Origin of the sequence: Pseudovibrio sp. Ad13 (genome assembly GCF_001623225.1) — a bacterium.
In the GTDB taxonomy this organism is placed as follows: domain Bacteria; phylum Pseudomonadota; class Alphaproteobacteria; order Rhizobiales; family Stappiaceae; genus Pseudovibrio.
The window spans coordinates 384270-406051 of sequence record NZ_LMCC01000018.1; the positions used below are offsets into that span (position 1 = coordinate 384270).

At 53.2% G+C, this 21782-nt stretch carries 22 protein-coding genes; 8 read left to right on the forward strand and 14 right to left on the reverse strand.

Annotation, left to right across the window (positions count from 1 at the left end; all coding sequences use genetic code 11):
• Positions 1-53: 53 nt before the first annotated feature.
• Complete coding sequence (locus tag PsAD13_RS23285; protein WP_057461241.1) at positions 54-1073, reverse strand: TAXI family TRAP transporter solute-binding subunit; 1020 nt, start codon at positions 1071-1073, stop codon at positions 54-56.
• 490 nt (positions 1074-1563) lie between these two features.
• Here PsAD13_RS23285 and PsAD13_RS23290 point away from each other — a divergent pair, with 490 nt between their 5' ends.
• Positions 1564-2607: an alpha/beta hydrolase gene (locus PsAD13_RS23290; RefSeq protein WP_208986892.1), complete on the forward strand. Its 1044-nt coding sequence runs from the start codon at positions 1564-1566 to the stop codon at positions 2605-2607.
• 111 nt (positions 2608-2718) lie between these two features.
• Here PsAD13_RS23290 and PsAD13_RS23295 read toward each other — a convergent pair whose 3' ends face one another.
• A complete protein-coding gene (locus tag PsAD13_RS23295; protein WP_063298407.1) occupies positions 2719-2973 on the reverse strand; it encodes a hypothetical protein in 255 nt (84 codons plus the stop codon).
• Between the two features lie 92 nt (positions 2974-3065).
• Between PsAD13_RS23295 and PsAD13_RS23300 the strand changes: the two genes are divergently transcribed.
• The gene (locus PsAD13_RS23300) at positions 3066-3938 is read left to right on the forward strand and encodes a DMT family transporter (RefSeq protein ID WP_063319599.1); all 873 of its coding nucleotides are present in this window, start codon (positions 3066-3068) and stop codon (positions 3936-3938) included.
• A 162-nt stretch (positions 3939-4100) separates the two neighbouring features.
• On the opposite strand, the gene PsAD13_RS23305 is transcribed toward PsAD13_RS23300, so the two are convergent.
• A complete protein-coding gene (locus tag PsAD13_RS23305; protein ID WP_063319600.1) occupies positions 4101-4853 on the reverse strand; it encodes an inositol monophosphatase in 753 nt (250 codons plus the stop codon).
• Positions 4854-5000: 147 nt separating this feature from the next.
• Here PsAD13_RS23305 and PsAD13_RS23310 point away from each other — a divergent pair, with 147 nt between their 5' ends.
• On the forward strand, positions 5001-5444 hold the full coding sequence (locus PsAD13_RS23310; RefSeq protein WP_082826966.1) for a DUF3429 domain-containing protein: 444 nt from the start codon (positions 5001-5003) through the stop codon (positions 5442-5444).
• Between the two features lie 99 nt (positions 5445-5543).
• On the opposite strand, the gene PsAD13_RS23315 is transcribed toward PsAD13_RS23310, so the two are convergent.
• Genes PsAD13_RS23315 through PsAD13_RS23330 form a run of 4 tightly spaced genes read right to left on the reverse strand, consistent with a single transcriptional unit; the run spans position 5544 to position 7745 of the window.
• Positions 5544-5921 (reverse strand): sulfur transferase domain-containing protein, encoded by a 378-nt coding sequence (locus tag PsAD13_RS23315; RefSeq protein WP_063319601.1) that lies wholly within the window; start codon positions 5919-5921, stop codon positions 5544-5546.
• Entirely contained in the window at positions 5911-6801 is an 891-nt protein-coding gene (locus PsAD13_RS23320) for an MBL fold metallo-hydrolase (protein WP_084404800.1), read from the reverse strand. Before PsAD13_RS23320 ends, PsAD13_RS23315 begins: the two co-directional genes overlap by 11 nt.
• A gap of 49 nt (positions 6802-6850) precedes the next feature.
• Positions 6851-7291: a DUF6691 family protein gene (locus PsAD13_RS23325; RefSeq protein ID WP_063294071.1), complete on the reverse strand. Its 441-nt coding sequence runs from the start codon at positions 7289-7291 to the stop codon at positions 6851-6853.
• A 1-nt stretch (position 7292) separates the two neighbouring features.
• Complete coding sequence (locus tag PsAD13_RS23330; protein WP_063303144.1) at positions 7293-7745, reverse strand: YeeE/YedE thiosulfate transporter family protein; 453 nt, start codon at positions 7743-7745, stop codon at positions 7293-7295.
• A 305-nt stretch (positions 7746-8050) separates the two neighbouring features.
• Between PsAD13_RS23330 and PsAD13_RS23335 the strand changes: the two genes are divergently transcribed.
• Positions 8051-9199, forward strand: a complete 1149-nt coding sequence (locus tag PsAD13_RS23335) for an acyl-CoA dehydrogenase family protein (protein ID WP_063303218.1) — start codon at positions 8051-8053, stop codon at positions 9197-9199.
• Positions 9200-9236: 37 nt separating this feature from the next.
• On the opposite strand, the gene PsAD13_RS23340 is transcribed toward PsAD13_RS23335, so the two are convergent.
• Both PsAD13_RS23340 and PsAD13_RS23345 read right to left on the reverse strand, forming a co-directional pair.
• On the reverse strand, positions 9237-9872 hold the full coding sequence (locus tag PsAD13_RS23340; protein WP_063319602.1) for a hypothetical protein: 636 nt from the start codon (positions 9870-9872) through the stop codon (positions 9237-9239).
• Between the two features lie 154 nt (positions 9873-10026).
• Positions 10027-10899 (reverse strand): serine protease, encoded by an 873-nt coding sequence (locus PsAD13_RS23345; RefSeq protein WP_063319603.1) that lies wholly within the window; start codon positions 10897-10899, stop codon positions 10027-10029.
• Between the two features lie 273 nt (positions 10900-11172).
• On the opposite strand from PsAD13_RS23345, the gene PsAD13_RS23350 reads away from it, so the two are divergent.
• Genes PsAD13_RS23350 through PsAD13_RS23365 form a run of 4 tightly spaced genes read left to right on the forward strand, consistent with a single transcriptional unit; the run spans position 11173 to position 14775 of the window.
• Positions 11173-11592 (forward strand): hypothetical protein, encoded by a 420-nt coding sequence (locus tag PsAD13_RS23350; protein ID WP_208980616.1) that lies wholly within the window; start codon positions 11173-11175, stop codon positions 11590-11592.
• A 14-nt stretch (positions 11593-11606) separates the two neighbouring features.
• Positions 11607-12284: a PspA/IM30 family protein gene (locus tag PsAD13_RS23355; protein ID WP_063319604.1), complete on the forward strand. Its 678-nt coding sequence runs from the start codon at positions 11607-11609 to the stop codon at positions 12282-12284.
• Between the two features lie 37 nt (positions 12285-12321).
• Complete coding sequence (locus PsAD13_RS23360) at positions 12322-13023, forward strand: OB-fold-containig protein (protein ID WP_063319605.1); 702 nt, start codon at positions 12322-12324, stop codon at positions 13021-13023.
• 21 nt (positions 13024-13044) lie between these two features.
• Positions 13045-14775, forward strand: coding sequence for a flotillin family protein (locus tag PsAD13_RS23365; RefSeq protein WP_082596486.1), 1731 nt, complete (start codon positions 13045-13047; stop codon positions 14773-14775).
• Positions 14776-14826: 51 nt separating this feature from the next.
• On the opposite strand, the gene PsAD13_RS23370 is transcribed toward PsAD13_RS23365, so the two are convergent.
• The 5 genes from PsAD13_RS23370 to PsAD13_RS23390 are packed head-to-tail and all read right to left on the reverse strand — an operon-like array spanning position 14827 to position 21737.
• On the reverse strand, positions 14827-15999 hold the full coding sequence (locus tag PsAD13_RS23370) for an acyl-CoA dehydrogenase family protein (RefSeq protein ID WP_082831037.1): 1173 nt from the start codon (positions 15997-15999) through the stop codon (positions 14827-14829).
• A 52-nt stretch (positions 16000-16051) separates the two neighbouring features.
• Entirely contained in the window at positions 16052-17941 is a 1890-nt protein-coding gene (locus PsAD13_RS23375) for a biotin carboxylase N-terminal domain-containing protein (RefSeq protein WP_063319606.1), read from the reverse strand.
• 48 nt (positions 17942-17989) lie between these two features.
• Positions 17990-19177 carry an acyl-CoA dehydrogenase family protein gene (locus PsAD13_RS23380; RefSeq protein ID WP_063294077.1) on the reverse strand — a complete coding sequence of 396 codons (1188 nt, stop codon included), beginning with the start codon at positions 19175-19177 and terminating at the stop codon, positions 17990-17992.
• A 53-nt stretch (positions 19178-19230) separates the two neighbouring features.
• Entirely contained in the window at positions 19231-20841 is a 1611-nt protein-coding gene (locus PsAD13_RS23385; RefSeq protein ID WP_063303139.1) for a carboxyl transferase domain-containing protein, read from the reverse strand.
• Positions 20829-21737 (reverse strand): SDR family oxidoreductase, encoded by a 909-nt coding sequence (locus tag PsAD13_RS23390; protein ID WP_057461226.1) that lies wholly within the window; start codon positions 21735-21737, stop codon positions 20829-20831. Before PsAD13_RS23390 ends, PsAD13_RS23385 begins: the two co-directional genes overlap by 13 nt.
• Positions 21738-21782 lie beyond the last annotated feature (45 nt).

Genomic DNA, 21782 nt, shown 5'->3' on the forward strand with positions numbered 1-21782 from the left:
GCGCCCGGCAGATGTCTACCGGGCACCGCAAAATCATCAAAGGTAACCAGACTCTACTTGATCAGGCCAGCTTCTTTGTAGAAACGCTCGGCACCCGGATGCAGCGGCACACCAAGACCATCCGTTGCAGTTTCCATGGTGATGGTTTTGCCTTTGGAATGGCCAACATCCAGCAGCTTGCGGGTCTTGTCGTTCCACATCGCTTTGGTGATGTTATAGATCAGCTCGTCGTCTTCTTTCGCGCTGGTGATCCACTGCGCACCAACGGTCAAAGTGGTTGTTGCATCAACACCTTGGTAGGCACCAGATGGAATGTCTGAGCTTGCAAAGAAGCCGTACTTCTCAACCAGACTTTCAGCTTCCGGACCTGTGATCGGAACGATCTTGATGTCTTCAGCAGACGCCAGCTCAACCACAGCACCGGTTGGGAAACCAGCAACCACAAAGAACGCATCAACCTTGCCGTTGCGCAGTGCTTCCGCCGCAGCAGAACCCTTCAGCGCTTCAGCAGTGATGTCAGAGGTGGAAAGGCCATAAGCAGCAAGGATCAGGTTCGCATCCGTGTATGTGCCAGAACCCGGTTCATCCAAAGACACGCGCTTGCCCTTCAGGTCAGCAACAGAGTTGATGCCGCTGTCAGCTTTTGCAATCAAATGAATATGCTCTGGGAACAACGCTGCGATGGAGCGCAGATCCTTCATCGGCTCCTTACCTTCCATGGTGCCGGTACCGGAAAACGCCCAGTAAGCAACGTCAGACTGTGCGAAACCAGAGTTACGCAGACCGGAATTGATCGCATTCACGTTATCAACGGAACCACGGGAAGAAACAGCAGAAGCAATCAGACCCGGTACACCGCAAGACCCACCAGCATCACAGGCACGAGAGCCCGGAGGATTGGAGATCGCATTGGCGATCATGCCGCCAACCGGGTAGTAGGTGTAAGCTGTACCGCCTGTGCCAATGGTAAAGAACTTAAGGTCCTGCGCCAAAGCCTGACCAGAAAACAGCGCCGCGCCGCCAACAATAGCTGCAGCTGTCGCCAATTTAGTAATGGAAGATAGAAGCGTCATAGCCCCCCCGGGAAATATACGAGAGACAGGATACTCTACGGCGTAGAAGCGCCATAAAATCGTCTGCCCCAAACACTATGAGAAGTCTGAGCAGTCACCGAAAAATCAAAAAGGACGCTCGACTGATGTAATGAAGTGAACAAGAAATATTCACGCGAATTAGAAAACACGCTTCAACCAGAGATCGCAAGCGAAATACGAGATTTTTCGTAGGCAAGCGCAAGAAAATGTAATTTCAGGTCATTCCAAACGCGACTGGCGCATGAATATGTCAGACAAAGTCTGATTTCGGAACAAAAGCTACAAAACCCATTCATGAGCCAAATTCCGCAAGAATTGCGAAGCACGTGCAAATTCAATTGAGTACAGTCCTGATACTACAAATTTGAGCGTGCACGTTCTCTTCGCTATAGACCGGATGGGTGCACATATGATTCATTGGGCTCCGCTGCAATGAAGGAGTGATTTTATGAGGGTAAGTGGCAAAAAGATGCTTCTGTTACTCGTTGTTCTGGTTGGCTTGCTGTTTGCTATCGGTGGCGCTGTTGTCTGGTGGATGATGCAACAACCCATGTTCAAGCCGGGCACCGTTGCCCAGCGCACAGACCTGACGCCCGTCGGCATCTCAGACGACTTCTGGGAAGTCGCACCAGATGTGAAGCTGAAACACTTCTCAACCGGCGAAGGCCGCAACATCCTCTTCATCCATGGTGGACCCGGCATTCCAACCATGGCAAGCGCTCCGGGTTTTGACCTGCTCTCAGACGAGTACCGCGTCAACTACTACGACCAGCGCGGTGTAGGCCGCTCCACACGCCCCTTCGACCGCTTCCCGGCAGAAGACAGCACATGGACAAAGATCCAGCTGCTGGAAAGCACCCTCGGCATCTCTCAGCAACTAGCAGATATTGAACGCATCCGCAAACTGCTAGGCGATGACAAGCTCATCCTCATGGGCCACTCCTACGGCGCCCTGCTCGCCTCCCTCTATGCCGCCGAGTTCCCTGAGAATGTCGATAAGCTCGTCTTGCTCAATCCGGCAGACCTGCTCGTCTTCCCCTCTGGCAACAAAGGCCTGTTTGAGAACGTTCGCGAGCTCCTGCCAGAGCGGGATCACAAAGCCTACGACAAATGGCAGCGCCGTTATCTGGATCTCGGTCAGGTCTTCAAAGAAGATGAAGCCAGCCTGCAACAGCTGGATGCAGACTTCCTGCCATACTTCATCAAGGCCACAGGTGACACCATCAAAGGTGCCCCGCCCATCTCACAGGATCTCTTCGGCAGTTGGTACACCCGCGCTCAGTTCTTCGGCCTTGGCAGACGCCATGACTGGAGCAAGCATATGGGCAACATCACAGCTGACACGCTGATCATCCATGGCGACAAAGACTTCCAGCCACTCGCAGTCTCTGAAATCTATGAGGACGCGATCCCGAACGCAAAACTGGAACGCATAGAAGAAGCCGCCCACTTCCCGCACTTCAACAACCCAGAAGAGCTAACCGGCAAACTACGCCCGTTCCTGAACAAGTAACCACCACGATCTGCATGCTCCCGGTCAGTCTGGGAGCATGCTGCATTCCATTCGGCACAGGTCGCATTGAGGCACCTCCCGAGTACCGCGACCTCCCCAAAGCAAAGCGCTCTACTCTTCCGCCTCAATCAGCTTGTGGCTGTCTTCTGCAGTCAGATCCAGCCCATAGGCCTCGCGCATATTTGCGATAAAGGCCAGCGTCTCCGGACCAAAAGGCGCCTTGCCTTCAAAGCTGTGCAGCACGATGCCTTCAACCAGATCCCCCAGCCCCATCTCATGATGAGCCGCCACGGCTTTGAGCACCTTCAGCACTCGTTTTTCAAGTCGCACTCCGGTCTGCACCCGTTCAATCTTACGTCGTGTCATGTCTGCCTCTCGCGCATCGAGTGGTTTACACCACAAACGAATCTGGTAACATGGTACCAAGTTACCATTCAAAATATCTCGGTTATTCCCTCATGTCAAACAATCTCAAAGGGGTCCTCTCGGCCCTTTTGGCTACGGCGTTGTTCACGCTCACCTCCGCCTTGGCCAAAGTCGCAACGACAGAATATCACGTGCTGCAGATCCTCTTCTTCCGTCAATGCTTTGTCTTTGCCTCTGCCTTGCCCGTGCTCATAAAAACCTTCCCCCATGGTTTCAAAACCAAGCATCCGCTTCCTCATGCATTGCGTCTGACAGGCGCTTTCGTCGCGCTCTCAACAGGCATCTGGGCTGTTGCGCTCCTCCCGCTCACAACAGCAACCACGCTTGCCTTTGCCAAGGTCTTCTTTGTTGCCATCCTTGCTTCCCTGTTTTTGGGTGAGTCAACAACAAGAACACGCGTCACCGGCATCATCCTTGGCTTCGTCGGCGTATTGATCGTCATCCGCCCCGGCTTTGACGGCTTTGCCAGCCTCTACACGCTCATCCCACTGGCAGGAGCCCTTGGAGCAGCTGTTGCTGTAGTCTGCGTCCGCAAGCTCTCTCAAACAGAGAGCACCGCAACGCTGCTCGGGTATCAGGCAGTCTTCGTCGGCCTCATGGCAGGTGTACCCATGTTCTGGCTTTGGAAGACCCCAGACCTGTTCGGTCTATTGCTCCTCACCATCATGGCCCTCATCGCCACTCTGGGCCAATGGGTCGGCATCAAAGCCCTCAGACTGGAAGAAGCCAGCGTGGTCGGCAGTGTGGAATACATCTCACTGATCTACGCCGCCCTGCTCGGCCTTGTGCTCTTCTCCGAGCTGCCAGACACCTTCACCCTCATCGGTGCAGCGGTCATCATCTTCTCCGCCCTGTACATGATGCAAAAAGAACATCGCCGGAAAGCAGCACTCAAACCAACCTAGCGTACCGGGCATTGGGGGGAATAACTTTTCGGGTGGTCAGCAAAACAGGCTGCCCGCCTACCGTGGGACCATCAGCCCCGAGCAACGTAGAAAAAACACATCCAACGCAAACGAACGCACAAATTAACGCAAAGCAGATATCCCCGCTCCAGAGGCCCTCGCCTAAAGGTAGGGAACCAGAATATCTGAAAGCACAGAGCCCTTCGGGTAAGCGTAGACGCTACCCTGTTCATAAACGTAAGGCGCAACTTCAAGACCCGCCTCAGCGCAAATGAGTTGGCCGCCCAGCACATCCCAGCTGTTCACGCAGCCATTGTAGGCGCCATCCACCTGTCCCGTCGCCGCCTGACACAACGCCCATGCTGCAGACCCGCAAATACGGATTTGATGCTGCTCTGACACCAGCCGATTGACCTTGTTGAGGAAATCGAGGTTATTCTCCTGCTTGTAGTTAAAGCACAGGTTCACCACCAGCTCATGGTCACAGGCCTGTCTGGGTCGCAATCTCTTGCCATCCTCAAACGCCCCTATCCCCCGCGTCGCATAAATCGTCCGGCGGTGAAAAGGCGCATGGACAACAGCAACTGCGGGTCCTTGCTCATCAACAAAAGCCATGGAAATACAAAAGTCTGGCCGCCCGTAAAGGTAGTTAGTCGTCCCATCAATCGGGTCAATAACCCAGCACGGCGGTGTCAGCTCGCCGCCCGTTTCTTCCCCCTTGAAACCATGCTCAGGGAAGGCTTCGCTTAACGCCTGCTTGATGCGCCGCTCAACTTCACAGTCCGCTTCACTCACGTAATCCAACAAGCCTTTGCTGCCAATCTGCAGCTTGTCGCGGTCATGAAAGACCTCAAGAGCATAAGCACCAGCCTCCTCTGCAATCATTCGGGCTGTGGTGAGTATCTCTTGCTGCATGTCGGGCACCTTCGCTGGTTATGACCGTCTGGTTGTGCCCTTAAGGTATTGAGCAGTTCATTCAAAAGAGCAACTTCGTATCAGGACTACCTTCAGCCTTAGCCGCTAGCCTTTATCAGGAGTAGAAATGAGCTGGACTGAAACCTGATGAACCGAGAACTGCCCCTGCTCTACGCGTGTCTTGCTCTGGCCGGAACCATTCCGTTTATCGCCGGAGCCATAGGTTTATCAGTGGGTTACTCATTTCTGCCACTGGTGGGCGCAACTGTCATAGCAGTCAGTTTATATGCCCTTGTCATCCTCTCCTTCATGGCGGGAAGCCAATGGGGCATGTTCTTCATCGCTCCTCACCCAAGGCGTGCATGGCTGCTGTTATGGAGCAACTTTGTCGCACTGTCCGGCTGGTGCCTGTTCCTGTTTACCGCTCCGATCATCTTCATTCTCGGACTTATCATCCTCTTCTCGGGCATGCTGTTTGTGGATTTCTATTTGCAAAATCTGGAAATCACATCGCGAAACTACCTCGGCGTGCGCATCACAGCCACCATCATCACGCTCATCGCACTGGGCGTCATCGCCCTCAACGTCTGAGGTTTATCCCCTCTCAACAACCTAAAACCCACCCACAAACGAAAAATGCCAGCAAGGTCTCCCTCACTGGCATCATAAAATCTAACTGTTTGGCAACGCTTACATATTGATAGAGCGCCACAACATGGTAGATCGATTCCCACTCCGGCAATACGCCAAAACAGGCCTAGGCGCTTCCGCAAGAAAATCAATCAGTTCTTGACCTGCTTCAGCAAAATCTGTCCCCGGTCCGATTGGAATGTAAATGTGCTCCAGACCCTGCTCTTCAGCTGCTCCAGAAACCTCCAGATAAGTCGGCTGGTTCGGCGCTTCATCATCCGGTCGGTTACAGACGATAGACCGGAAACCCTGCTCACGTGCCTTCTCCATGTCCTCAGGATAGAGCTGCCCGGCAAGCCAATAATCCTCGGTAAGTTGACGCGCACGCAGCTGGCCACCACCACCGCCTGAAATTTTCTGAAGTAGATTAGAGAACATTGACTGGCACTTTCAAATAGGTTTGACCGGTTTCGTTTTCTGCCTCAGGCAAACGACCGGCTCTCATATTCACCTGAATGCTCGGCACAATTAGGTTAGGCACATCAAGCGTTGCATCCCGAGCTTCGCGCATTTCGACGAACTTTTCACGACTAGTACTATTACCTACGTGAATGTTCTCTGCTTTCTCAGCAGCAACGGTTGTTTCAAACAAGATCTCACGTCCATTCGCACCATAGTCATGGCACATGAACAAACGCATTTCGTCAGGCAAACTCAACACCTTATGGATGGAAGCATACAGCACGGACGCATCTCCCCCCGGGAAGTCAGCCCGCGCAGTGCCGCTATCCGGCATAAACAACGTATCCCCCACAAACGCCGCATCACCAATCACATGCACCATGCACGCTGGCGTATGCCCCGGCGTATGCATCGCAAAGCACTTCAGCTTCCCGATCTGATAGGTATCCCCGTCCTGAAACAGCTTATCAAACTGGCTGCCATCGCGTGCAAACTCGGTGCCTGCATTAAACACCTTACCAAACACACCCTGAACAACTGTCACCTGCTCACCAATACCAATCTTGCCGCCCAGCTTCTGCTGAATATACGGCGCAGCAGACAGGTGGTCAGCATGCACATGGGTTTCGAGCAGCCATTCCAGCTTCAGATCATTTTCGCGGATGTACGCAATGATTTCATCGGCATGCTCAAAGCTGATGCGCCCTGCCGGATAGTCGATATCCATCACACTGTCGATGACCGCACATGCCTTTGTTTCCGGGTCTGTCACCACATAAGTGATGGTGTTCGACACCGGATCAAAGAAATCCTTGATCTCCACTTTCTGATCCATCTGCACAGGATAGCTGCTCATAACCTTCTCCCACCTAAATCCATGATTTATCAATGAAACACATGACAGATCAGGCCTCTTTCAACGCTCTTCGCATTGAGAGGCTGGCAACCAGTCTCGCGACCAGCATCCCCGCCGTCATGCATAAAACAAACACAATCGCCTGAGGCGACAGCAATGAAACTGAAACCAGTGCAGGACCCGGACACAGACCGATTAATCCCCATCCCGCACCAAATGTAGCTGACCCAAAAATCAACCGTTTATCGATCTGCTGAAACGTCGGAATCCGAAAGTCATCCGCCACAAACGGACGCGGTAGAAAGCGCGCCAGACGGAAAAACGGAAAGGCCACCAGAATGGCGCCGCCCATCACAAAGGCGAGACTTGGATCCCAATTTCCAAACACATCAAGGAAGTTTTGCACCTTCAAAGGATTGCTCATTCCCGCAACGACCAGCCCCGCCCCAAAGGTCAGGCCAGCCAAAAAACCAGCGATGATCCGTTGCATGTTATCCCCCCACCACGTGGCGAAGGACGAACACAACAGCAATGCCGACCGACATAAAGGTGATCGTCGCGGCCAGTGACCGAACAGACAGGCGCGACAAACCACAAACACCATGCCCACTCGTGCATCCGCTTCCAAACACCGAGCCAAAGCCAACAAGAGCCCCTGCAATCGCGATCAGCGTCAGGTCTCCTGTAAACACCTGCTCAATCTCAAATCCCCCTGCCATCAGCAGCAGAGGCGCAAGAACGATCCCAACAACAAACGACAGTTGCCAGCCCTTCTCACCATGCACCCAGGCCGACTTGCCATTGGCAAGCGTACCGGACTCAAACAAACGGCTATAAATACCGCTAATCCCCGCAATCCGCCCATTGGCGAGCAACAGGATGACAGTAGACAAGCCGATTAAAACGCCTCCGGCTAACGAGGCATATGGAGTAAACTCAGTCATATTTTATACTCGTTCTTTCCCCTGCAGAGGAAAGTTCGGTTGATGGAGAAACTGACCAGGGCATGCGCGATACCATGATCAAAATGTATGTTTTCTAATTTAGTTTTCTCTAATATATAAGTCGATTTTGGAGAGTCAAGTCACAACCGGCAGCAATTATGCCAATCGCCTAATACTCATCGCCAGTTGCGCAGATTGATCACCTCCCTTAGGCTTGCCGTATACGTAAAGAAACGACCCTAAATCGCCGTTGGGAGATGAATTTGGGAAAGCGTCGTTTCTGCTTGAAATACAAAGGGATGGATATGATTGACGAAGACCTGAAAGGTGAACTTGAGCTTTTTCGCGATAATGTAAAGCGGTTCATCGAAGCAGAGATTCTCCCGCACTACGACGAATGGGAGAAGGCAGATATCTTCCCGCGTGACATCTGGAACAAGATGGGCGAGCAAGGCCTGCTCTCTGTAGACACCCCGGAAGCATATGGCGGGTTCGGCACCAACTTCCTGTTCTCCATGGTCATCATAGAAGAGTTCACCCGCGCCAACTGTTCTGGTCTGGGCGTTTCTCTCAGCGTGCATTCCGATATTGTTGCCCCTTATATCCTCAATCACGGCAGTGAAGAGCAGAAGCAAAAGTATCTGCCAAAAATGGTGACAGGCGAATGCGTCGGCGCCATCGCAATGACTGAACCTGCAGCAGGTTCTGACCTTCAGGGCATCCGCACAATCGCACGCAAAGACGGCGATGATTACATCATCAACGGCAGCAAAATCTTCATCACCAACGGCCAGCATGCAGATGTTGTGATCGTTGTTGCTCGCACAAATCTGGACGTCTCCGGCTCCAAGGGAACCAGCCTTTTCCTCGTTGAGGCAGACAACCCAGGTTTCAAACGCGGTCAGAACCTCGACAAGATCGGTCTGCATTCCTCAGACACATCTGAGCTCTTCTTCGAAGACCTTCGCGTCCCGGCCAGCGCTTGCCTCGGCAGAATGGATGCTGGCTTCCACATCATGATGAACGAGCTCCCACGCGAACGGCTTACCCTCGCTGTTGGCGCTGTTGCAGGTGCCGAAGGCGTACTGGCAATGACGGCTGACTACGTAAAAGAACGTCAGGCCTTCGGTCGCCCTGTTGCTACCCTTCAGAACACCCGCTTCAAAATGGCAGAAATGGCAACCGACGTCCGCACCCACCGCGCGTTCGTAGACGAATGCTGCCGCCTGTTCCTGGAAGGCAAGCTCGACAACACAACCGTCAGCATGGCTAAACTCGGCACAACAGAAATGCAGGGCCGCGTTGTAGACGGCTGCCTCCAGCTCCACGGCGGCTACGGTTACATGAGAGAATACGGCGTTTCCCGCGCCTTCGTAGACGCCCGCGTCCAGCGCATCTACGGCGGTACTTCAGAAATCATGAAGGAACTGATCAGCCGCGAAGTGCTGGCTTAAACTTCTTCAGAGGGGAGGCTTTGGTCTCCCCTTTTGCTTATTGCACCAGCTTGTTGCGCACAACGCGCAGCTCATCAAACTGCATCACATCGTTTTCGGATGTCCAAAGATGCTTACCTTCCCCTCTAAGGATGGTTCCAAGCTCAGGGCTGTAGGCATATTTGGTAACAATATCCTCACCCTCTGCGCTAACGGTTTCAAGCGTCACATCAAGCACATCATAGGCGCAACTGCCAACCTGCAAGCGGTCAGGCTCACCGACGGAAAACTTGTAGGGCACGTCCCTGCGTACAAGGTCTTCGTTCTCGAACACATCAATGGATGCTGTCCAGACCTTACCAACTTCAAGCGGAAAGAACTCAGCAAACGGTATATCTGGCACGTAAGTCCGATTGATGTGAGCCCCTCGTTCATAGGAAAGGAACAAGCCCTTCTCATGAACATGTATCTGGTCACGCACCACCACATATCGCTCATTCAAATGCAGCTCTGTAACCTGTCCGTCCTCTTCAAGTCGAACAAACAAACGTACGGGAATACTGCTGTTTATGAGGACCATTCCGGTTTTCATCGTGTCTGCGGTTGGGCACACTTGTGCAACAGCCGCGCCACCAAAGAGTACGCTTCCCAGAAGTCCTAAAATTGTTTTGCTTATAACGCCGGAGCTTTGCATCGATCTATCATGTAGATTTATTCTTCTATTTATGGACGCTTATCTAGCAGCATTCTGAAAAAAGAGGATTGATATATACGTTATGCCCATTAGTCACTTTGAACTACGTATATCAACATAACACTTTGGTTAGTGCACTGATCTTACTGCTTAATTACAAACCAAGACGTTCAGTAATCCTCAATGCGTCGGTGTTGCGCTTTGACGCATGCAGCTTCAGGTTGGCCAAAATAGCGCTGATCCGGATACCGCGGTTCGCAATCCAGCGGTTTCTGTTGGATGGATGAGAAATACTGCGGTGGTGCAAAGCCACTGGTAACCATTGGTCATTCAGCACCGGCGCACCCGAAGACCCCGGCAGAGTATCACTTGAGTAAGTTATGAAGTGGTCATGAACGCTCAGGATTTGGCTGTTGCGAAGAGAAAGACTCTTCAACCCACCATTGGGATGATGAATGATTGAAACAGACTCACCTTTCACCGCCTTGCCAGATTGAGGCAACAACTTCAAAGAACCGAAGTCAGAGAGTGACCTGGCCTCTTTATTCCCCTCTTCAACAGAGACAAAACTGAAATCCAGATTGTTACTCGCGCTGGTAAAGAAGATCTCATCCGTGATCGAGAACTCGGCAGACCGCCCAAGCGAAAAATCCTCATCCATCTCATATTGAAAGATAGCCGAGGCCTGCGCTGCTGATTGCCGCGACCGGATCACATGGTTGTTGGTCAGAAGCAGGTTCGGCCCAACCATAAAGCCAGACCCGGCCCCTGCCGGAATACGTCCCCCCCGATAAAGCTGAACCTTGCAGATAGACCGCGCAGCCGCGACCCCACGGCTGAGGTAGTTGATCGGGAAGATGTCAGAAACACCCATGATCCGCTCAAAGGCAGTGTGATCCTCCTCCGGGATCAAACTCTTGCGCACATGCAGGCGTTCCAGCTCATCCCAAACAGCATCACCAAACTCGCCTGTCCCACGTTCACCTGCCGAGCTGCAATCACACCTATCCTCGCGCGAGTTCGCCATTTTGAAATCTCACCTTATCCAACATCATCCTTCCTGAAGAAGACCAATCCAGGCAGCTGCTGTGAGACCTCAGAGTTCATTCACCAAAAAACCAACTAAACACTAGCATTTTAGTCAATGTCATTTTCTGCAAATCAGAAAAACTTTAGCTTACCCTCTTGAACAATCATAAATTGCAATTACATTAGAACTACATTTGTAATGCAAAGGTGCTACATGCCATCAAGATCCATTTCGCTAAGCGTGCGATTAACGCAAGAGGAATCGGAGCGCTTGGCCCGGTTGAACTTTCCGGAAGCCAAAACGCCAAGTGACAAAATCCGGGCACTCATAGCCGCACCGGAAAGTAGCTTCGCATCACTGGGCGATGGCACGCACACATTTGCAGCGCGGAAACTGGTAAAACCAGCAAGCGACATGCTCGACCAGAGTGATCGCCAGTCAGACGTTCTGCGATTACTGACTGATCGCCTTCCGCTTCTTTTGGGTGAACTGGCTGGCAAAGCTGGCGAAACAGACCTGAAAGACGCAGAAGCCGCAGTTACAGAAGATTTTTTTGAGCTCATTGAGCTGGTGCTTCAGGCCGGATTGAGACGGAATCCTCGCCTGCAAAACCCGGAACTCTTCAAAGAGCTTGTCGATGATATGCGCAGCTCCACCGAACTTTTGCGCAACCGCTTAAACTCAAAGTAATACTGGAGGACTCAATGTCTGAATCTCTTTTATCTCGCGTCGGTCGTCTAGTCTCCGGAACTGCCAACTCTATTGTTGATGCCGTCGAAAGCTCTGCACCTGACATGGTGATGAAACAAGCTATTCGTGAACTCGACAACGCTGTTGAAGACGTCCGCGACGCTCTTAGCAAAGCAGCCGTCAAAAAGCACGTAGCAAGCCAGCGGCTCGCAGAGACCAACAAGTCACACGAAGAACTCTCCGAGAAAACCGCCATTGCCCTGCGCGCTGGCGAGAAGGATCTAGCCCGCGCGGCTGTTGCTCGCCAGATGGATCTGGAAGCGCAAATTCCAGTTCTGGAAAAGACAATTGCCGATGCTGGTGATGAAGAACAGGAGCTCAACAACTCCATCCTCGCCCTTCAGGGCCGCAAGCGCGAAATGTCAGACCAACTGGACGCTTACATTGTCCAAAAAAATGCTGCAACATCGCAAAGCACAACCGCAGATGGAGGCAGCGATCACAAGCTCAATACAGCCGTTGACAATGCCAACTCTGCATTTGATCGCGCAATGAAAGCGGCTACAGGAGTACCGGGTGTCGTAAACTCAGGAAGTATGGGTGACGATGCAAAGCTCGCAAAGCTGGATCAAATGACCCGCGACCACCGTGTAGAAGAGCGCCTTGCTGCGCTGGAAGCTGAACTGGAATAACAGCAACCGGCAATCATAGTGTTCATTGGGGGATGAATTGGCACAACTACTTTTTTCAAGCGAGACTTATCTCTTCACGCTCGCCATCTTCGTCATGCTCGCTCTGGCGCTGCTCGAAGTTGTCGGCATGGTGTTCGGGCTATCTCTTTCCGGTCTGGTCGATGATGTATTGCCGGATCTGGATATCGATGCAGATGTCGATATGGATGCAGACGTCTCGGTAGACGCGGTCGGCCTTGGCCCCGTCGACGGGTTCCTGGCATGGCTGGCCGTGGGCAAGGTCCCGTTCATCGTCTTGCTGATCATCCTGCTTACCAGCTTCGGCATCATAGGTGTGCTGATACAGTACACCGCTGCATCTGTCATAGGCTCATCAATCCCCTTCTGGATGGCGCTCATCCCGACAGTGATTGTCAGCTTCTGGTTCACCGCCACAACTGGTCATGCCATTGGCCGCATCATGCCCAAGGAAGAGACAGACGCACGCTCACGAAACAACCTGGTGGGCCAAGTTGCAGTCCTGACACTTGGCAATGCGACCATGGCTTTGCAGGCAGAAGCCCGCGTTACGGATAATTTTGGCACACGACATTACGTGCAGGTCATTCCAGATCAGCCAAACATCACATTAATGCAGGGAGACGAAGTCTTGCTTGTCGGCTTAAAAGGCTCCCTTTTCACAGCAATTGCGAACCCACACAAAAATTTATCACCTCGCCCAGACACGCTTGCAGATTAATCTCTCAATTTGAGGCCCAATATGTTTACAGAAAATCAAAACTCCGCCTTGGAGTCAGCCACTGGACTGACTGAGATGCTCGTCCTGGCAGCCGTTGTCCTTATTGCTCTTCTCGCAATCGGCATTGTCTTCTCCCGCCTCTACACTCGCTCTTCAAAAGAAGTCGCGTTTGTACGAACTGGCTTTGGTGGCCAGAAAGTCATCATGAACGGCGGCGCAATTGTCTTGCCAGTGCTGCACGATATCATTCAGGTGAATATGAACACCTTGCGCCTTGAAGTGCGCAGAGCCGATGAAGCTGCACTGATCACCCGCGATAGAATGCGTGTTGATGTGGTTGCTGAGTTTTACCTACGCGCTCAGCCAACCATCGAATCCATTGCCAATGCCGCACAAACCCTCGGCACTCGTACCATGCGTCCGGAAGACCTGAAGCACCTCATTGAAGGCAAGTTCGTCGATGCTCTGCGCGCCGTGGCTGCTGAAATGGCAATGGAGGAACTGCACGAACAGCGCGTTTCCTTCGTTCAAAAGGTACAGGCAGCTGTCTCCGAAGATCTGCTGAAAAACGGCCTTGAGCTGGAATCAGTCTCCCTGACCGGCCTTGACCAGACTCGCATGGAATACTTCAATCCGAACAACGCGTTTGATGCAGAAGGTCTGACCAAGCTCACGCAAGAAATTGAAGAGCGTCGCAGAAAGCGCAACGACATTGAGCAGGATACAGAAGTCCTGATACGCCGCAAAAACCTCGAAGCTGAGCAACAAAAGCTCGAAATCGCTCGTGAGGAAGAATACGCTTCACTGGAACAGCAGCGTGATCTGGAAATTCGTAAAGCCAAGCAACAAGCATTGATTGCCACGGAACAGGCAGAACGTCGCCGTGATGCAGAGCAGGCAGATATCACCTCGAAGCTGGAAATCCGCCAGTCAGCAATCGCATCCGAGCGCCAGGTCAAAGAGCAGGAAATTCTCAAGGACCGCGCACTGGAAGAAACGCGCATTGAAAAAGAGAAGGTTCTTGAGCTGACCCAACAGGACCGCTCAATTGCAGTCTCCGAGAAGTCCAAAGCGCTTTCAACTGCCGATGCTGCAGCAAACGAAGCCCGCGCTATTGCGATCAAGGCAGAAGAACAGGTCATCACAGCACGTGAGATCGAAGTAGCCGAACGTCACAAGCAGGTCGATCTGGTTCAGGCAGCTCAGGATGCAGAACGCTCCGCAATCGCCGTTACAGTTGGTGCGGAAGCAGAAAAGCAAGCTGCGGAAGACCATGCAGAAGCTGTTCGTCTGAAAGCCGGCGGTGATGCGGATCAGATCCGTATTGCAGCAAACGCGGAAGCAGATGCTGTCACGACCCGTGCAGAAGCAGACAAGCTGCGCCTCGCGGTAGAAGCAGAAGGTCAGCGTATCCTAAACGAGGCATCCAACCTCCTATCACCTGAGCAGATCAATATGCAGGTCAAACTGGCTTTGATCGAAGCTCTGCCACAGGTCATCAGCGAGAGCGTGAAGCCAATGGAGAACATCGACGAGATCAAAATCCTTCAGGTCGATGGTCTGGGTGGTGCAGCACCAGCAGCCAACGGAACACCAGCAGAAGGGTCTGCCGGTCTATCCGATCAGTTGGTCAACTCAGCCCTGAGATACCGCTCTCAGGCCCCACTGGTCGACAGTCTCCTCGGAGAACTGGGCATCTCCGGCGTAACGCCAAATGAGATGGCACAGTCAGTCTCCAAAGAAACCGTATAAACCACAAAAGCCCCGCTCAAAAGCGGGGCTTTTTCATTCAAAACAAAACGCTTAAATACCCATCTGCCGACTGGCCAGATCCTTCATGATCTCTGAAGAACCGCCACCAATCGTCATCACCTTGGTCTCACGGTAAATGCGCTCAACCTTGGTTCCGCGCATGTAACCTGCACCACCAAGCACCTGAAGGCACTCATTAGCCACATATTCCAGCGTACTAGTAGCAAGGTTCTTCGCCATGCAGATCTCGGTGATCGGGCTTTCTCCCAGCTGCAACCGCTGCGCCAGCTCTTCCAGCACAGCCCGAACTCCCTGCATCTTCATCGCCATATCAACAAATTTGTGTCGAATAACCTGACGATAAATGAGCGGCTTGCCGAACGTCTCGCGCTGCTTCGCCCAGTCAAGCGCCTCTTCAAAAACACCCAGCATGTGCCCATAACAGGCAGAAGCAAGGAACAGGCGCTCGTTGTTGAAATTCATCATGATGCCCATGAACCCGGCATTTTCGCCGCCGATCAGGTTTTCGACAGGCACCTTCACATTGTCAAAATGCAGCGTAGCAGTGTCAGAGGCCCACCATCCCATCTTGTGCAACGGCGTCTGAGTAAAGCCCTCCATACCCTTTTCAGCCAGCATCAGCGAAATGCCGCCCATGCCCGTATCACCTGTCCGCACAGCAACCGTATAGTAGTCTGCACGCATACCGGAAGTGATGAAGGTCTTCTCACCATTCAAAACGTAATGACCATTCTCACGGCGGGCAACGGTCTTCAGGTTCTGCACATCTGATCCACCACCCGGCTCGGTGATCGCAAGCGCCGAAATCTTCTCGCCTGCTAAAACTGACGGAATCACCCGTGCCTTCAACTCATCAGACCCAAGGTGCGCAATTGGAGGTGTGCCAATGGTGTGGCTCATCAAGCCCGCATTGATGCCTCCACTCCCCGCACGTCCAAGCTCAACAGCAGAAAGATAAGACAACGGATAATCGATACCCGTCCCGCCATACTCCTCAGGAAACATGATGCCGAGCAACCCAACATCCGCCGCCTTTTTGTAAAGCTCACGAGGAAACTCGTTGGCTTCATCCCACTGGGCGACGTAAGGAGTAATCTCCTTGGCAATGAAACGGGAAAGCACATCACGAAAAGCCTCATGCTCTTCGTTGAACATGGTGGACTTGCGCTTCAATCCGAAGTCAGGAAGACTCAAACTCATCATATTCTCCTCCGCAAAACCTGCGGGTCATTCACAAAATCACTGGCAGAAAATCTCAGGCGGTCTCTTCTTCCAGACGAACCAGTACATCGCGGCTATTCACCTGCGCGCCTTCCTGCGTCCCAAGTTCAGCAACAACACCATCACGCGGTGCCGTCAGCTCGTGCTGCATCTTCATTGCTTCCAGAACCAGCAGCACATCTCCTTTGAAGACTTGCGCACCCTGCTCTGTCTTCAAAGCAACAACAGCTCCCGGCATCGGTGCAATAATCGAGCTGGATGCAGCCGAATTGTCTTCTTTCTTGGAGCTGAAACTCTGCTCTTCGAAGAACTGCGTCTGCCCTTCCAACGAGATCCAAAGCCCCCCTTCAGGCGCTTCACTCACAAAGGCAGAGCGACGAACGCCGTCCGCTTCAAAAACAATGCTGCCGCGATCTTCACCTGTAAGAACCCGCAGGTCCTCCCGCGCAGAGACTTCCTCACCATCCAGTTTGATCCTCACGGGCAGAGGTGTCGCGGTCGTCCAGCGGCTTTGGCCTTTGCTGCGAGCAAACAAACACACGGCAAGATCCCGCATAAGCTCTCGCGTTGCATCTGCAGCAACAGAGCCAAGTTCACGATCATTAAGGAACGCCGTCGTTGCTTTGCCAGCTGCAAACACATCATCCTGCAACACACTCTTCAGGAAGGAGCCATTGTGAACCAGACCTTGCAGAACCAACTCATCCAGCCCGCGCAACAGCTTACGCCGTGCTTCATCCCGATCACTGCCATGCGCAATCAACTTGGCAATCATTGGATCGTAGTAGGATGAAATCTCGCTGCCCTGCTCAATGGCACTATCCACGCGCACGGAAAGATCATTGCCATTCCACGCCAGCACAGTACCCGTCTGCGGCAGAAAACCAGCGTCCGCATCTTCTGCATAGAGACGCAACTCCATGGCGTGGCCAGTAAAGGAAATATCCTCTTGGCTCAGCGGTAAAGGCTTTCCGGCAGCAACATCCAGCTGCCAGGCAACCAGATCCTGCCCGGTAATTTCCTCCGTCACCGGATGCTCCACCTGCAGGCGGGTATTCATCTCCATGAAGTAGAAACTGCCATCTTCAGCCAACAAAAACTCAACGGTCCCTGCCCCGCGATAGCCAATGGCCCGCGCCGCATCAACAGCAGCCTGCCCCATTGCCGTGCGGATTTCCGGCGTAACCGACGGCCCCGGCGCTTCCTCAATCACCTTCTGGTGGCGACGCTGCACAGAACAGTCCCGCTCACCCAGATGCACCACATTGCCATGATTATCAGCAAACACCTGAATCTCGACGTGACGTGGATTGATCACCGCCTTCTCAAGAATAAGCTCGCCATTGCCAAAAGCATTTTCAGCTTCTGAAGCCGCAGCCGCCAGCTTGTCTTCAAGCCCACTCAGGTCTTCAACCAAACGCAAACCGCGCCCGCCGCCACCAGCTGACGCCTTGATCATCAACGGCACGCCAATACGCGCCGCTTCTCCAGCCAATGTCTCCGTAGACTGATCCGCACCAGAATATCCCGGCACACACGGCACGCCTGCCTCAATCATCCGCAGTTTGGAAAGCCGCTTGGAGCCCATCAACTCAATCGCTTCCGCAGGCGGACCAATGAAGACCAATCCAGCATCCGCACAAGCGCACGCAAACTCCGCGTTTTCTGCCAGAAACCCATATCCCGGATGCACAGCCTGTGCGCCGGTTTTACGGGCAGCTTCCAATATAGCTTCAATATTCAGGTAGGAGTCTGCTGGTGTTGCCCCGCCAATACACGCTGCAATATCAGCGTCTTCAACATGAGGAGCCGTTGCATCAGCCTCGGAATAAACAGCAATACTCCGATAGCCCTTTTGCCGCGCAGTGCGGAACACTCGGCGGGCAATCTCCCCCCGATTGGCGACCAGGACGCTATCAAACATCGAAAATTCCCTTCACAGTGCCAAAATGGTCAGGCTTGAGTAAGCAGCTTATTCAGCCGCTTCCTTCTGCATTGCACGGTTCTTCTTTGGGTTTGGCAAAGTGCCATCCAGCTTGGAGATGATGGAAAGCATCACTTCATCTGCACCGCCACCAATGGACGTCAGGCGACTATCCCGCAGGAACTGGCTCACAGGGCTGTCCCACATGTAACCCATGCCACCCCAGAACTGCAGACAGGAGTCCGCAAGCTCACGAGACAAACGGCCAGCCTTCAGCTTCGCCATGGAAGCAAGGCGTGTCACGTTCTCACCACGCACCATGGATTCAACGCACTTTTCAGAAAGCGCACGCAACAGCTCCACTTCAGTGCGCAATTCACCAAGGCGGAAGTGCACCACCTGAAAATCCAGAATACTCTGGTTGAAGGCTGAACGCTCACGGCAATAATCTTCCGTCAGCTGAATGATGCGGTCCATGCCATCAACAAGCGATAAGGCACACCACAGGCGCTCCTCCTGGAATTGCAGCATCTGGTACATGAAGCCAGCACCCTCAGTTCCGATCAGGTTGCGCTGAGGAACACGCACGTCATCAAAGAAGATCTGCGCCGTATCAGAAGAGCGCTGACCCAGCTTGTTCAGGCGATCCGACTTGGTGATGCCAGCACTGTCCATCGGCACAACAATCAGCGATTTGTTCTGGTGCTTATGTCCCTCACTGGTGTTCACCAGCATGCACATATAGTCCGCCTGCGTGGAGTTGGTGATCCACATCTTGGAGCCATTGATGATATAATCATCACCATCTTTCACCGCATTACTCTTGATGTTCGCCACATCAGACCCGGCGTGGGCTTCAGAAACGCCAACACAAGCCACCATGTCACCAGCAATCGCAGGGGTCAGAAACTCCTTGCGCAGCTCATCAGATCCAAAGCGGGAGAGCGCCGGGGTCGCCATGTCGGTTTGCACGCCAATTGCCATGGGCACACCGCCACAGGCACACGCACCCAGCGCTTCAATGGTCATGGCTTGATAGGAGTAATCAAGGCCCATCCCGCCATACTCTTCTGGCTTGTTGACACCAAGAAAACCGAGATCACCCATTTTCTTGAAAAGCTCATGAGCTGGAAAGATTCCAGCCTCTTCCCATTCCGGCACATGCGGGTTGATTTCGGCCTCGACGAACTTGACCACCGCACTTTTCATTTTTCGATGTTCTTCAGTATATTCCATCGTGAAACCCTCATGTTGAACTGGACTCAAAGAGTCGAATGGCGCTGCTCTGCCTAGCCGCGCGCGACCCCGAATGCTGTTGGGTTAAGCTGACGTTTCCTGGCATCTGCACAAACAGATAGGGCCAATGAGACAACGCGGCGCGTGTCTCTTGGATCAATGATCCCATCATCCCAAAGTCGCGCCGTCGCAAACAGCGCTGTGGTCTCTGGTGACATCTGGTCAACGATCTTCTGCGCCATCTGGTCAGTCATGCCATCTGGAATCTCTTGTCCCATCTTCGCAAACTTCTCTTCAGTGATGATCTTCATCACCGTCGCCGCTTGCTCAGGTCCCATCACACCAACTTTGGCGGACGGCCAAGAGAAGATGAAATCAGGGTCAAATCCACGGCCACACATGCCGTAGTTACCTGCACCCCAGGCACCACCAACCACAATGGTCACTTTAGGAACTGTGGCATTGGCAACCGCCTGGATCATCTTGGACCCATGCTTAACGATCCCACCTGTCTCCGCATCCCGGCCCACCAGATAGCCAGTGGTGTTCATCAGGAAAAGCAGCGGTGTATTGCTCTGGCAGCAAAGCTGAATAAACTGAGCCGCCTTCACCGCACCTTGCGGATCAATCGGGCCGTTATTGCCCAAAATGCCAACAGCCTGCCCATCAATGCGGGCATGACCACAAACCGTGGCTCCGCCAAATTCCTTCTTGAAATCAAGGAAGTCAGAGCCGTCCGTGATGCGAGCAATAATCTCGTGCACATCATACGGTTTCTTGGCATCCTCAGGCACGATGCCCAGCAGATCCGTAGCATCATAAAACGGCTGTTTGCCGCCTTCCGCCTCGACCGGCGCATCCCAAGGCAGATGGTCAACAATCTCACGGGCAGTCTCGACGCCGTGCGCATCATCCTCTGCCATGTATTCCGCTGTGCCAGCTGTGTTGTAATGCAGCTCCGCACCACCCAGCTCTTCATCTGTCGCAATCTCACCCGTTGCCGCTTTCAGCAGCGGTGGACCGGCCAGAAAGATCTTCGACTTGCCGCGCACCACAACAGTGTAGTCCGACAGCCCCGGCATATACGCACCGCCAGCCGTCGAGGACCCATGCACCACCGTCACCTGCGGAATGCCTGCCGCAGACATACGCGCCTGATTGGCAAACGCCCGACCGCCCTCAACAAACAGTTCAGACTGGTACATGAGGTTCGCACCAGCACTTTCCGTCAGCGCAACAATCGGCAGTTTCTGTTTCTTGGCGATTTCCTGCAGGCGAAGCGTCTTCTTCAGGCCCATCGGTGAGATAGAGCCACCTTTGATCGCAGAGTCCGTCGCCACCACAAGACAGCGTTTGCCAGCAACATAACCGATACCGGCAATCGAGCCGCCACCAGCAACATTCTTCTTGCCGTCATCGTCATGCATCTTCAGGCCAGCCAGCGTGGAGATTTCCATAAACGGAGATCCACGATCCAGCAGCAAGCTCACACGATCCCGCGGCAACAACTGACCACGCTTTTCAAACTTCCCGCGCTTGCTCTCGGAGTTCTCCCGAACCTTTGCCTCATACCCACGGAACTCCTCAATGAGAGCTTCCATGAAGGCCTTGTTCTGAGCAAACGTAGCGCTGCCGCTATCGACTGAGGAGGTTAACTTGGGCATTTGTCTTTCTCCCAAGCTTTAAGGGCCCTAGGCTTCTCGTAGCGATGAAACCCTTGGTATTCCTTCATATTTGCATTGTCGCCAACCGGCATCAGGTTGGTCCAGAGCGGCGCTCCACCATCCACACCAATACACTGTCCAGTCATGAACGCAGCTCCCGGAGAAAGCAGGAAGTTCACCAGAGAGGCAACCTCAGCTTCCGTGCCCAGACGACGCGCAAGATTGTTGTCCGCCATCCGCGCAAACATGGTTTTGATGAAATTTTCGTCGTAGGTGTCAAAGCCGGAAGATGCGATCCAACCCGGCGCAACCGCATTCACCCGCACACCTGCCTCGGCCCACTCAACAGCCAGCGTCATGGTCAGGTTCTGCATACCGGCTCGTGCCACACCAGAGTGCGCCATACCCGGCATACCGCGCCACATGTCTGCAACGATGTTGACAATGGCACCACCTTTGCTCTTGCGCATACCCTGGTTGTAAACCTCACGCGCCATCAAAAAGCCGCCTGTGACGTTGGTCTCTACAACCGCGTCAAAGCCCTTCTTCTTGATTGACGCCGCAGGGCTTGGATACTGCCCGCCCGCATTGTTCACGAGGCCATGGATCACACCACGCTCCGCAACAATCTTGGCGACGGTTTCACCAACAGCGTCTTCATTGCGAATGTCCAGCGAGTGCGTAGAAACCTCGCCGCCATCCTCGCGAATTTCATCAGCCACCGCATCAAGCTTTGCCTGCTTGCGGCCAAGGAGAACGGTATGGGCGCCCAACGCTGCAAGTTCGTGGGCGATACAGCGACCAATGCCACTGCCTCCCCCAGTCACAATCATTGTTTGTCCATCAAACAACCCATCTCGCAGGACTGATGCGTAACGGGACGGTTCATTGCTCATTCCAAATTCTCCCTGCCACTCACGCGGCTTATTCAAACAGAGGCC